Raw genomic sequence first — 10,946 nt, 5'->3', positions numbered from 1 at the left:
GCGGTCGAGGAGGCCCGGCACGCCCGCCGCCTCGCCGCCGCCCGCCCCGACCCGGCCTGCGTCGTCCGGCACGACGAGCTCGCCACCCACGTCCTGCTGCTGGCGAGCGTCCCGGACGACGTCCGCCGCATGTTCCGGGTGCGGCTCCTGGACCCGCTGCTCGACTACGACCGGGCCCACGGCGCCGACCTCGTCCGCACCCTGGAGACGTTCCTGCGGCACTCCGGCTCGTGGACGCGCTGCGCCGAGCAGCTCCACCTGCACGTCAACTCCGTCCGGTACCGCATCCAGCGCGTGGAGGAGCTGACCGGCCGCGATCTGTCCCGCCTGGAGGACCGCGTCGACTTCTTCCTGGCCCTCCGCCTGACCTGACTCCCTGCCCCGGCTCCGGGCGCCCCGGGCTCAGCTGGTGTGGCGGACGAGCGCGGGGACGACGGTGTCCCAGGTCCGCCGGGGCAGGCCCGTACCGGTGCGCGGCAGGACGAGCAGTTCCGCGCGCGGGATCTCGGCGGCGAGGGCCTCGGCGTTGCCGAGAGGGAAGAACGGGTCGTCCTCGCCGTGGACGACCAGGGTCGGCGCGGTGATCTCCGGGAGGCGCTCGCGCCAGCGGGCGCCGCAGTCGAGCGCGGCGAAGACCGTGCCCATCTGGTCGGCGCGGTGGAACCTGCCGCTCGGGTCCCCGGTCCGGGTCCGGTCGTGGACGCGTTCGATGTTCTCGCGCGCCTCGCCTTCGTCGAAGTCGCGGCCGCCCATGTGACGGGCGTTCTCCAGCAGGAACGCGACGACGGAGGCCCGGTCCGCCCAGTCCACGCGCGGCGGGTTCATGAAGTGCTCCATGAGCTCGGGCGCGTGCTCGGGCAGGTCGGGGTCGGCGGGGCCGGGCGCCGTGGGCCGGGTGCCGATCAGGGTGAGGGTGGCGACGCGGCCGGGGTGGTCGAGGGCGAGGAGCTGGGCGATCCACCCGCCGGGACCGGCGCCGACGACGTGCGCGCGCTCCAGGCCGAGCGCGTCGAGCAGGCCCGCGGCGTCCGCGACCAGGTCCCGGAGGGTGTAGGCGGGCGCCTCCGGGTCGGCGGCGGTCGAGCGCCCGGTGTCGCGCAGGTCGTAGCGGACGACGAGGCGGCGCAGGGCCGCCAGCCGTTCGCACAGCGCGTCGGGCCACGTGAGCATCGTGTTCCCGATCAGGAGCACCGGCACGTCGTCCGCGCCGCCGAAGGTCTCCGTGCAGAGTTCGGCGCCGTTGACGCTGATGAGCTTCTCCATGCCGGTGCAGACCCGCGCGGCGCCCGGAACTCATCGCCGCGACCCCGCTCGGCCGGAAACTACGGAACGTTCGGCGGCGCCAGGGGCTTCAGTGCCTCGGTGATGTACTCCTCGGCGGCGGGCTTGGCGATGCCGAGGTCGGAGAGGACGCCCGACCCGTTCTCGAACTCCAGGAGCGCGAGCAGGATGTGCTCGGTGCCGATGTAGTTGTGGCCGAGGCGCAGGGCCTCGCGGAAGGTCAGTTCGAGGGCCTTCTTGGCCCCCTGGTCGAAGGGGATGAGGGCCGGGAGGTCGGCGGACTCGGGCGGCAGCGCTGCCTCGGCGGCCTGGCGGACGGTGTCCAGCAGCACGTCCTGCGCGGTGATGGCCTTGCCCGCGATCGCGTCGGGTTCGGCGAGCAGGCCGAGGACGAGGTGCACGGGGGTGATCTCCGGGCTGCCGGCGGCGCGGGCCTCGTTCTGCGACGTGATGACGACGTTGCGGGCGCGGGGGGTGTAGCGGGAGAACGCCTCGGACGGGTCGATCTCGCCCGCGCCCTTGGGGACGAAGCGCTTCTGCGCCGCCTGCTTGCTGACGCCCATGCTCTTGCCGATGTCGGTCCAGGAGGCGCCGGAGCGCCGGGCCTGGTCGACGAAGTGGCCGATGAGGTGGTCGGCGACCTCGCCGAGGTGCTCGGCGGCGAGGACCGCGCTGGTGAGCTGTTCGAGCGCGTCGGGGTGGACCTGCTTGATCGAGTTGATCAGGTCGTCCAGCCGGACCTGGAGAGGGGTCTGCGTGGGTTCGGTCATGCGTCAACCATAGGTTGACGATCGCCCATCGTCAACCACCGGTTGACGATCACCAGCCGGCGGCGCCGGCGAAGGAGGTCGGGTGCGGGTCGTAGCCGAGGGTCTTCTCGGCGGCGGTGATGTCCAAGGTGCGCTCCACGGCCAGGTGGCTGATCGCGTAGCGGGTGATGCGCGGCGGTTCCGGGCGGCGGGCCAGCAGGAACGCGCCCTCGGCGAGCGCCGCCAGCGGGCGGGCCGCGCCGGCGGGTAGGTAGACCGGCCGCGCCCTGACGCCGCGCTCGCGGAGGATCGCGCGGAACGCGTCGTCGATCGTGACCGGCGCCGCGTCGGCGATGTTGAAGACGCCGGACGCCGCCGGGCCCGTCGCGGCCAGCACGCAGCCCTGGACGAGGTTGCCGACCGAGGTCAGGCTGACGCGCTGGCGGCCGGTGCCCACCGCGGGCAGCAGCGGGCCGCGCACCGCCGACAGGACGCGCGGCAGCAGCGTCGTGTCACCGGGGCCGTAGACCGCGTGGGGGCGCAGGATGATCGCGCCGTGCTCCCGCGCCAGGCGCTCGGCGGCGGCCTTGGACGCGCCGTAGGCGTTCATATAGCGGGACACTGGAGCTTCGTCCTCGCGCACCATGACGCTCGGCCGGAACGGGTCGTAGACGCTCGCCGTGCTCACGTGGACGAACCGCGCGTCCGGGAAGGACTCCAGCGCGGTGCGGGTGCCGGTGAGATTGGCGGCGAAGAGGGTCGGCGCAGGCCCCCAGTCGGTGACGCTGCCCGCACAGTGGACGACGGCGTCCACACGTGGTGCGTCTTGCAGCGGGCCTCGGGCGAGGTCCCATGACCGGTACGGGGCGCTGCCCACGTGAGCCGGGTCAACGGTCAGGCGACGGCCGAACGCGTACGTCGTGATGCCTTGGGCCGCCAATGCCCGGCACACCGCGCCGCCGACGAAGCCCGAGGCCCCGGTTACGGCGATCCTCATCGCGCCACCAGTTCGCGGAGCCGGTCGCGGTCGAGCTTGCGGGTCCGGCCGGAGCGCGGAAGGTCGTCCAGGACGACGATCCGGTCGGGCAGGGCGTCATGGTCGATGACGTCCGGGAGGGTGCGCTGGAGCCGGGCGGGCAGGTGGGGCGGCCCCACCACCGCCAGGACGACCTCCTCGTCCCCCGTCTGCGGGTCGGGAACGCCCACGATCGCGGCTTCGGCCACGTCGGGCAGGGCTGCGATAGATGGTTCGTACAGGCCGGGATAGAGGTTGAACTTGCCTCGGATCAGCATGTCCTTCTTGCGCCCCGTGAGGACGAGACGCCCATCGTCGATGCGGGCCAGGTCGCCGGTCGGGAGTTCGGTGATGGGTTCCGCGCCCAGGTAGCCGCGGCACAGGTTGGGGCCTGACAGGAGCAGTTCGCCGTCGTCGGCCAGGCGCGCGCCTACACCGGGCAGTGGCGCGCCCAAGAGGTCGCCCGAGCCCGGCCCCGTGTGCGCGAGCTTCTCCTCCGCCGACGCGATCGCCACCGGCAGGATCTCCGTCATCGCGTACACCGACAGCACCTCGGCGGACGGCGCCGCCGCCACCGCCCTGCGCAGGATCGGCGCGGGCGCGGGCGCCGCGCCGAGCAGGACGTACCGGACGGTCGGCGGCAGCTCCCCGCAGGCGTCCAGGACCTCGGCGAGGTGGACGGGGACGCAGAACGTGTGCGTCGTGCCCCGTTCCCGCATCAGCCGGGCGAAGTCGGCGGGCGCGCAGAACAGCGGCGGCATCGACCAGCGCGCGCCCGCGATCAGCGTCGGCAGGCCGAGCATCAGCTGGTCGGTGTGCACAACATCGCCGGGGCCGAGCGGCAGCCGGGCCCGGAACAGGTCGAGCGCCGCGGCGAGCGACGCCTGCGTGTGCACGACCGCGCGGGGGTGCGCGGTCGTGCCCGAGGTGAAGATCACGGCGGCGGGCGCGTCCGGGTCGGGGTCCGCGCCGGGCTCGGGGGCGTCCCCGCGGACCAGCCGTGCGAACGGCACCGCGCCGCGCGGCACGCCCGGCAGGCGGCGGCCGACGTGGATGTGCCGCATCGGGCCCTCGCCCGGGACCTGCTCGCCCGGGACCTGCTCGCCCGGGACCTGGAGGTCGGCGAGGTTCGGCAGCAGCAGCCCGCGCCGCCGCGCGTAGGCCCGCACGGGCCGCAGCCGGCTGCCCGCGTACAGCACCGACTCGGCCGCCGACCAGCGCGGGCGCGCGAGCCGGAGCCGTGCGGTGAACATCTCGGGGCCGGCCCCCGGGTCGGCGAACACGACCACTCCCCCGGCCGCGACGACGCCGAGCGCGAGGACGAGCGACTCCGGCGAGGGCCGCACGGAGAACAGCACCCCGTCCCCCGCCGCGAGGCCGCCCGACAGCAGCCCGTGCCGGACGGCGAGGACCTGCCGCCGCAGCTCGCCGTAGGCCAGCTCGGTGCCGTCCCCCGCGACGAGCGCGACGTCCCCGGGCGTGCGCGCGGCCTGGTCGAGCAACCGCCTGACGAGCGTCATGCCGCCTCCTCCGACCTGACGGCCAGGTACCGGTAGGTCGGGATCAGGACGCCCCGCGCCGCCGCCCGCCGGGTGATCCTCAGCGGCGCGGCGGCCAGCAGCGTCCGGGCCACCCGGCGGATCTGCGCCATCGCGAGCGGGTAGCCGAGGCAGAAGTGCGGCCCGGCGCCGAACCACAGGCGGCGCAGCTCGGGCGGGTGCGGCCGGTCGAGGTCGAACGGGCCGAGGGCGCGGCAGCAGTTGTGCGTGGCGATCAGCACCCGGTCGCCGGGCCGGATGGCGACGCCCGCGACCTCCGCCGGGCGGTGCACGCTGCGCAGCATCACCGGGGTCGGCGTCGTCACCCGCATGGCCTCCTCGACGGCCCGGTCCAGGAGCGCGGGGTCGGCGGCGACGCGGCCCAGCTGCCCGTGGTCGGCGAGCAGGGCGATCAGCCGGGGCAGCAGCGTCGCGACGGTCTCGGTGCCGGTCAGGAAGAACGCCCCGGCGGCGCCGCGCGCCTCCTCGGCGGACAGGCCGAGCGCCCGCATCCGGCCCATGACCGTCGACTCGTCCCCGGCCTGGTACGCCTTGGCGGCGATGTCGCCGAGCGGGTCGAGGACGCCGCGGGCGCGCCGCACCTGGGCCGGGGAGAGCCGGCGCGTGCGCAGCGACACCATGGACACGATCCGCTCGCCCTGCTCGAACAGGTCCCGGTAGACGGCCTCGCTCCCGCCCTCCAGCCCGATGACCTCGCCGATCACCGTGCCGGCCAGCACGCGGGCGGTGTCGACGAGGTCGACGGTCGCGCCGCGCCGGAGCCGGCCCGCGAGCCGTTCCAGCGGTTCGTCCAGCACCCGCGCGCACAGCGCCTCGGTATAGGACGGCACGAACAGCTCGGTGAGCCGGCGGCGGAGCGCCCGGTGCGCCTCGCCCTCCATGTTGAGCAGGACGGACGGGCCGAGCACCGGCGTCCACAGGTCGCCGGGCGAGCCGGGGCCGTCCTTGCGGAAGGTCTCGCCGTCCATCAGGACCTCGCGCGCCGCCGCCGCGTCGTTCACGACCACGCCGACGCCCGGCACGCGGACGACGGCGCCGCGCCGGGCCACCCCGCGCAGCAGCGGGTACGCGACCGGATGCGCGGCCAGGTACAGCCGCTCCTCCCAGCTCATCGGGCGTCCACTCCTCATCGGATGTCCACGACGGGCGGGCGGTAGCGGTGGTCGGCGTACCAGCCGAGGGTCCTGACCAGTCCGAACGCGCGCAGCCTGCGCACCGACCCGTACACGGTCACGTCCTTGCGCAGCCCGTAGGCGGCGGTGACGTAGCGGACGCGGTTGACGAGCGCGCGGTCCTCGTGGACGTCCTCGATGCGGGTGCGGGGGAAGCCGCCCGACCGCTCGTACAGGTCCGCGGTGATGGCGACGTTGCAGCCCGGCATCATCACGTAGGGGCCGAGGTAAAGCGGGTCCTGGTTGCCGGGCCGGAAGCGCCCGAACATCGCGGCGACGCCGATGACGGCGGGCAGCAGCCGCCGCTCCCAGAACTTCAGCGGGAACTCGTCGGTGCGGGGCAGCAGCGGCCCGGACACCATCTCCAGCCCGTCGCCGAACGCGCGCTTCACCGCCGCGATCCAGCCGCGGGCCGGGAGGCAGTCGGCGTCGGTGCGGGCGATGTGCGTGGCGCCGGCGGCGATCGCGTGCCGGACGCCGGTGTCGGCGGCGGCGCCCGTCCCCTTCTCGGGCTCGTGCACGATCCGGACGTCCAGGTCCGGGTGGGCGGCGGCGAACTCCTTGACGACCCGCGCGGTCCCGTCGGTGCTGCCGTTGTCGACGACGACCAGCGCGAAGCCGGTGTCGGTCTGCGCGGCGAGGCGGCGCAGCGTCGCGCCGATCGACCGCTCCTCGTCGTAGGCGGGGACGACGACCCAGAGCCTCATGGTCACAGCTCCGCGAACATGACGCCGAGGCTGATGCCGCCGGCGAGGCCGACCAGCGCGACGCGGTCGCCGGGGCCGCAGCGCCCGGCGGCGCGGGCGGTGGCGATCTGCAGCGGCAGGCTCGCGGACGCGACGTTGCCGTGCTCGGGCAGCGTGACGACGAGCCGGTCCGCGGGGACGCCGAGGATCGAGCGCAGCACCTCCAGATAGGGCAGCGTCACCTGGTGGACGGCGACCACCGCGAAGTCGTCCCAGGTCAGCCCGGTCTTCTCCAGGGCCGTCGTGAAGAGCTCGGGGCCGCCGGCGACGAACGCGTCCTTGAGCCGGCGCCCGTCGCCGCTGAAGTAGGTGTACTCGGGGTCGCGGGGGTGCATCGAGCCGCCGCCGGGCAGCGTCCCGACCCGCCAGGCGCTGGAGACGGCGGCGAAGTCGCGGTAGAAGATCCCGCCGTCGGGAGCGGCCTCGACGAGCATCGCGGCGCCGCCGTCGGACAGCGTGTAGCCGGCGAACGCGTCGACGAACTGGGCGCGGTCGCGGACGTTCCAGCGGATCGCGCGCGACGGGCTCTCCCCGGTGCACACGAGGACCCGCTCGTGCTGCCCGGTGCGGATCAGCGCGTCCGCCATCTGCAGGCCGTTGAGGAAGCTGTTGCAGGCGTTCTTCACGTCGAACACCGGGCAGGTCGCGCCGAGCTTGGCGGCGACGATGTGCGCGGTCGCGGGCTCGACGAGGTCCTGCGACGCCGACCCGAAGATCAGCAGGTCCAGGCCGGCGGGGTCGGCGCCGCGCTCGGCGAGGGCGCGGCGGGCGGCGGCGGCGGCCAGGTCGGACGCCTGCTCGCCGGCGTCCATGACGTGCCGGGCGCGGATGCCGGTCATCCGCTCGACGATGGTGGGATGCGGCCGGTATCCCGCGCTCTCGGCCGCGACGCGGGCCTCGACCTCGGCGCTGGTGACGGTCCGCTCGGGCAGGTGCGCCGCGACGGCGGTGATGCGGGCTCTCATGGGCTGGGGTTCCCCCGGTTCCTCGTGCTCGGTCGCGGCAAGCCTGGCCGACCCCGGGCGCCTCCGGTGAGGGAGACCCTACGGAACCGCGGCCGGGCCTTGTACCCGGTTCGCCGTGAGTACCGCCACTTATCCGGAATGAGTAGTACCGCCATCCCGGCCGCTTTCCCAACCGGGCACAATCGCCGGATGACCAGCACGAAGACCCTCCGCCGGAGCCGCGCGGCCGCGCGGCACGAGGCGCGGCTCCTGTGGGCGGCCAATCCCGGCCTTTTCGCGCTCCTGGAGGCCGCCCGCCACACCGGTCCGATCGCCCGCGTCCCCCGGCTCGGGTGGATCGTGACGGACCCGGTGCTCGCCCGGCACGTCCTCAACGACCACGCCGCCTTCGGCATGAACGGCGAGGGCGGCGTCGGCCACCTGTGGACGCAGCTGTTCGGCGACGAGATGGGGCAGTTCTTCGGCGGCGCCCGGCACGCGGAGATCCGCACCCGCGCCCGGGACCTGTTCACCGAGGACGCCGCCCGCGACCTGGTGGAGCGGTCGCAGGGCCCGTCCCACGCCGCGCTCGCCCGCCGGCTCGCCGGCGGCGGCACCGTGGACGTCGCGGACGCCGCGCGCGTGCTCGGCGGGCGGATGGTCGCCGACCTGCTCGGGCTGCCCGCCGGACGGGACGACGCCGGGTACCGGGACCTGTTCGCCGCCGGGGAGCGGCTCGCCCGGCTGGCGCTCGGCACCACCGCGTCCACCGAGCTCGACCCGGCGGTCCTCGCGCGGGCCCGGACGATCGTGGACGAGATCACCGCCGGCGTCCCCGACGCCTACCGGACGGCCGGGCCGGACACCCTGCTCGGCCGCTGCCGCGAGCTGGACCTCGGCCTGCCGCTCGCCCGCGGCCTGGCGACGCTGCTGGTGATCGCCGGGACCGAGACGGGCGCGTCCGGGACGGTCCGCACGGTGGCGCTGCTGCACGACACCGGGCAGCAGCGGGCACTGCTGGACGACCCGTCCCTGCTGGGCAACGCGGTGCGCGAGGGCCTGCGCGTCGCGACCCCGGCCCCGGTCATCGGACGGCACGTGAACCGGGACGCGGCGGTCGGCGGGCGGCGGCTGCGCGCGGGCGAGCGGGTCCTGCTGCTGACGTACCGGGCGACGAACGGCGCGGGGCCGTTCGACGTCCGCCGCGAGTACGTCCCGGAGACGCGGCAGCTGTGGTTCGGCGGGGGCCGCCACCTGTGCCTGGGCGCGGCCGTCGCGCGCACGCAGGTGGCGCGGATGCTGGCCACGCTGCTGTCGGGCGGCGGGCCGTACCGGGTGGTGTCGCGGCGCGCGGCGCGCGGCGTCCTCGTCCCGGCGTACGCCGAGCTGCGGGTGCGGCTCGGCTAGGGCGGGGCGACGCGGCTAGGGCCGGGCGGGGCGGCTAGACCTCGGGGATCTCCATCGTCGGCGGCGCCGTCGTCGCGGGGGCGGTCGGCGTCGGGGCGGGCGCCGGGGAGTGCGTGATCGTCGGGCTGACCGGGCGCACCGGCTCGGGGTCGCGGGGCGCGGAGTTCCACCACCACAGCCCGAACGAGATCGCGAACAGCACGAGCACGCCGCCGATGAGCTGGAGCACCGCCCGGCGGTGGCTCGGCTCGCCGCGGCGCCGCCGCCGGAACCGGCCGGCCCCGGCGGCGCGCCGGGCGCGCCGCCGCTCCCGGCGGCTCGGCGGGCGGGCGCGCTCGCTCGCCGACGGCTCGGTGAACGCGGCGCTCCGCACGAATTCCTCGTCGAAGACGGGCTCGTCGAAATCTGCGGCCATGGGGGCTCTCCGGCACGGGGGAGGTCGGACGCCCAGGCTAGTCGACCCCTCCGACGGTCCCTCCGGCCGCGTTTCTAGAACGCGTTCTAGCTAAACCTCGATGCTCGGGTGAGCAAGCTCACCGGCCACCCCCTTAATGCGGATCCGCCGTTGTGGCACGCGAAGGCGCCGTACATGTTCGGCCAGTTGGGGCTGATCATGACTACCCGGTCACCAATCAAGCACTTGATGGAGACAGAAGTTCAGACTTGAGTCTCATTTGCTCTTGAACCGGCCCTGAAACGGGTTCTACGGTGGGCGCAAGCGCCGTCCTATCGGGAGGAACCGCCGCATGACCGCCACCGTCTCGGAGACCGCCGCCGTCCCCGCCGGCTTCGACTTCGCCTCACCGGACCTGATGGCCGAGCGCATCCCCCTCGCCGAGTTCGCGCTGCTGCGCCGGACCGGCGCGCCCTGGTGGAACGCGCAGCCGCGCGGCGCCACCGGCTTCGCCGACGACGGCTTCTGGGTGATCAGCAGGCACGCCCACATCAAGGAGATCTCCCGCGACCACGAGCAGTGGTCGTCCAACGCCAACGGCGCGGTGATCCGGTTCAACGAGCGGTTCAGCCCGGAGGAGCTGGACGTCCAGCGGGAGAACCTGCTGCTGCACATGGACCCGCCGCAGCACGCCAAGCTGCGCAAGATCGTGTCGCGCGGCTTCACCCCGCGCGTCATCAACGGCCTGCACGACGCGCTCCAGGACCGGGCCGAGCGGATCGTGGCCGAGGCGCGCCGGCGCGGCGGCGAGGGCGACTTCGTCTCCGAGATCGCCGCCGAGCTGCCGCTGCAGGCGATCGCCGAGCTGATGGGCGTCCCGCAGGAGGACCGGCGCCGGCTGTTCGACTGGTCCAACAAGATGCTCGGCTACGACGACCCCGAGTACAACGACGACCCGGCCTGCGCCGCCGCCGAGATCATCGGCTACTCGATGGGGCTCGCCGAGCAGCGCCGCGGCTGCCCCGCCCACGACATCGTCACCAAGCTCGTCCAGGCCGACGTGGACGGGCACGCCCTGTCCGACGACGAGTTCGGCTACTTCATGATCCTGCTCGCCGTCGCGGGCAACGAGACGACCCGCAACGCCATCACGCACGGGATGATCGCGTTCATGGACGCCCCCGGGCAGTGGGAGCTGTTCAAGGCCGAGCGCCCCGAGACCATGGCGGACGAGGTCGTCCGGTGGTCGACGCCCGTCACCGCGTTCCAGCGGACGGCCGTCCGCGACGCCGAGCTGGGCGGCGTCGAGATCAAGGCCGGCGACCGCGTGGCGATGTACTACAGCTCCGCCAACTTCGACGAGGACGTCTTCGCCGACCCGATGGCGTTCGACGTGACCCGCTCCCCCAACCCGCACCTCGGGTTCGGCGGCACCGGCGCGCACTACTGCATCGGCGCGAACCTGGCCCGCCTGGAGATCGGGCTCATGTTCAACGCGATCGCCGACCAGATGCCGGACATCGCGCGGGTCGGCGAGCCGCGCCGGCTCCGCTCCGCCTGGCTGAACGGGATCAAGGAGCTGCGCGTCCGGTACTGAGCGCGCCGACGGACGACCGGGGGCCGACCGGGGGCCGACCGGGGGCCGACCGGGGGCCGATCCCTCTCACCGGGACCCGCCC

11 protein-coding genes are annotated in these 10,946 nt (G+C 74.6%); 3 read left to right on the top strand and 8 right to left on the bottom strand.

From position 1 onward, the window contains the following. Positions 1-372 (top strand): helix-turn-helix domain-containing protein (locus AB0K34_RS32730; protein ID WP_364552877.1); only part of this gene is annotated, 372 nt, incomplete at its 5' end. A 30-nt stretch (positions 373-402) separates the two neighbouring features. Here the strand turns inward: AB0K34_RS32730 and AB0K34_RS32725 are convergent. From AB0K34_RS32725 to AB0K34_RS32695, 7 genes are read right to left on the bottom strand one after another with little or no spacing between them, the layout of a single operon-like run. Next, positions 403-1,263 (bottom strand): alpha/beta hydrolase, encoded by an 861-nt coding sequence (locus AB0K34_RS32725; RefSeq protein ID WP_364552875.1) that lies wholly within the window; start codon positions 1,261-1,263, stop codon positions 403-405. A 59-nt stretch (positions 1,264-1,322) separates the two neighbouring features. After that, positions 1,323-2,051, bottom strand: a complete 729-nt coding sequence (locus AB0K34_RS32720; protein WP_364552874.1) for a Clp protease N-terminal domain-containing protein — start codon at positions 2,049-2,051, stop codon at positions 1,323-1,325. 49 nt (positions 2,052-2,100) lie between these two features. Beyond that, positions 2,101-3,027: an NAD(P)-dependent oxidoreductase gene (locus AB0K34_RS32715; protein ID WP_364552873.1), complete on the bottom strand. Its 927-nt coding sequence runs from the start codon at positions 3,025-3,027 to the stop codon at positions 2,101-2,103. Then, the gene (locus AB0K34_RS32710) at positions 3,024-4,565 is read right to left on the bottom strand and encodes a class I adenylate-forming enzyme family protein (protein ID WP_364552872.1); all 1,542 of its coding nucleotides are present in this window, start codon (positions 4,563-4,565) and stop codon (positions 3,024-3,026) included. The genes AB0K34_RS32715 and AB0K34_RS32710 overlap by 4 nt, the downstream gene beginning before the upstream one ends. Beyond that, positions 4,562-5,716 (bottom strand): cytochrome P450, encoded by a 1,155-nt coding sequence (locus tag AB0K34_RS32705; protein ID WP_301175299.1) that lies wholly within the window; start codon positions 5,714-5,716, stop codon positions 4,562-4,564. The genes AB0K34_RS32710 and AB0K34_RS32705 overlap by 4 nt, the downstream gene beginning before the upstream one ends. 14 nt (positions 5,717-5,730) lie before the next feature. Then, positions 5,731-6,483 (bottom strand): glycosyltransferase family 2 protein, encoded by a 753-nt coding sequence (locus tag AB0K34_RS32700; protein WP_301175298.1) that lies wholly within the window; start codon positions 6,481-6,483, stop codon positions 5,731-5,733. Positions 6,484-6,485: 2 nt separating this feature from the next. Continuing rightward, entirely contained in the window at positions 6,486-7,487 is a 1,002-nt protein-coding gene (locus AB0K34_RS32695) for a ketoacyl-ACP synthase III (RefSeq protein ID WP_364552870.1), read from the bottom strand. A 189-nt stretch (positions 7,488-7,676) separates the two neighbouring features. Between AB0K34_RS32695 and AB0K34_RS32690 the strand changes: the two genes are divergently transcribed. Next, positions 7,677-8,873: a cytochrome P450 gene (locus tag AB0K34_RS32690; RefSeq protein ID WP_364552868.1), complete on the top strand. Its 1,197-nt coding sequence runs from the start codon at positions 7,677-7,679 to the stop codon at positions 8,871-8,873. A 34-nt stretch (positions 8,874-8,907) separates the two neighbouring features. Here the strand turns inward: AB0K34_RS32690 and AB0K34_RS32685 are convergent, their stop codons facing one another. After that, positions 8,908-9,288 (bottom strand): hypothetical protein, encoded by a 381-nt coding sequence (locus AB0K34_RS32685; RefSeq protein WP_364552867.1) that lies wholly within the window; start codon positions 9,286-9,288, stop codon positions 8,908-8,910. Between the two features lie 331 nt (positions 9,289-9,619). Between AB0K34_RS32685 and AB0K34_RS32680 the strand changes: the two genes are divergently transcribed. Continuing rightward, the gene (locus AB0K34_RS32680; protein ID WP_364552866.1) at positions 9,620-10,864 is read left to right on the top strand and encodes a cytochrome P450; all 1,245 of its coding nucleotides are present in this window, start codon (positions 9,620-9,622) and stop codon (positions 10,862-10,864) included. The last annotated feature ends 82 nt before the right edge of the window (positions 10,865-10,946 follow it).

The organism is Actinomadura sp. NPDC049382, assembly GCF_040677125.1.
GTDB lineage: Bacteria > Actinomycetota > Actinomycetes > Streptosporangiales > Streptosporangiaceae > Spirillospora > Spirillospora geliboluensis.
This window is presented reverse-complemented; position numbering and strand designations above follow the sequence as displayed.

Coding starts and splice junctions, on each gene's coding strand:
- AB0K34_RS32715 (WP_364552873.1), bottom strand. CDS start 3,027: ATGAGGATCGCCGTAACCGGGGCCTCGGGCTTCGTCGGCGGCGCGGTG.
- AB0K34_RS32725 (WP_364552875.1), bottom strand. CDS start 1,263: ATGGAGAAGCTCATCAGCGTCAACGGCGCCGAACTCTGCACGGAGACC.
- AB0K34_RS32680 (WP_364552866.1), top strand. CDS start 9,620: ATGACCGCCACCGTCTCGGAGACCGCCGCCGTCCCCGCCGGCTTCGAC.
- AB0K34_RS32720 (WP_364552874.1), bottom strand. CDS start 2,051: ATGACCGAACCCACGCAGACCCCTCTCCAGGTCCGGCTGGACGACCTG.
- AB0K34_RS32700 (WP_301175298.1), bottom strand. CDS start 6,483: ATGAGGCTCTGGGTCGTCGTCCCCGCCTACGACGAGGAGCGGTCGATC.
- AB0K34_RS32690 (WP_364552868.1), top strand. CDS start 7,677: ATGACCAGCACGAAGACCCTCCGCCGGAGCCGCGCGGCCGCGCGGCAC.
- AB0K34_RS32710 (WP_364552872.1), bottom strand. CDS start 4,565: ATGACGCTCGTCAGGCGGTTGCTCGACCAGGCCGCGCGCACGCCCGGG.
- AB0K34_RS32705 (WP_301175299.1), bottom strand. CDS start 5,716: ATGAGCTGGGAGGAGCGGCTGTACCTGGCCGCGCATCCGGTCGCGTAC.
- AB0K34_RS32695 (WP_364552870.1), bottom strand. CDS start 7,487: ATGAGAGCCCGCATCACCGCCGTCGCGGCGCACCTGCCCGAGCGGACC.
- AB0K34_RS32685 (WP_364552867.1), bottom strand. CDS start 9,288: ATGGCCGCAGATTTCGACGAGCCCGTCTTCGACGAGGAATTCGTGCGG.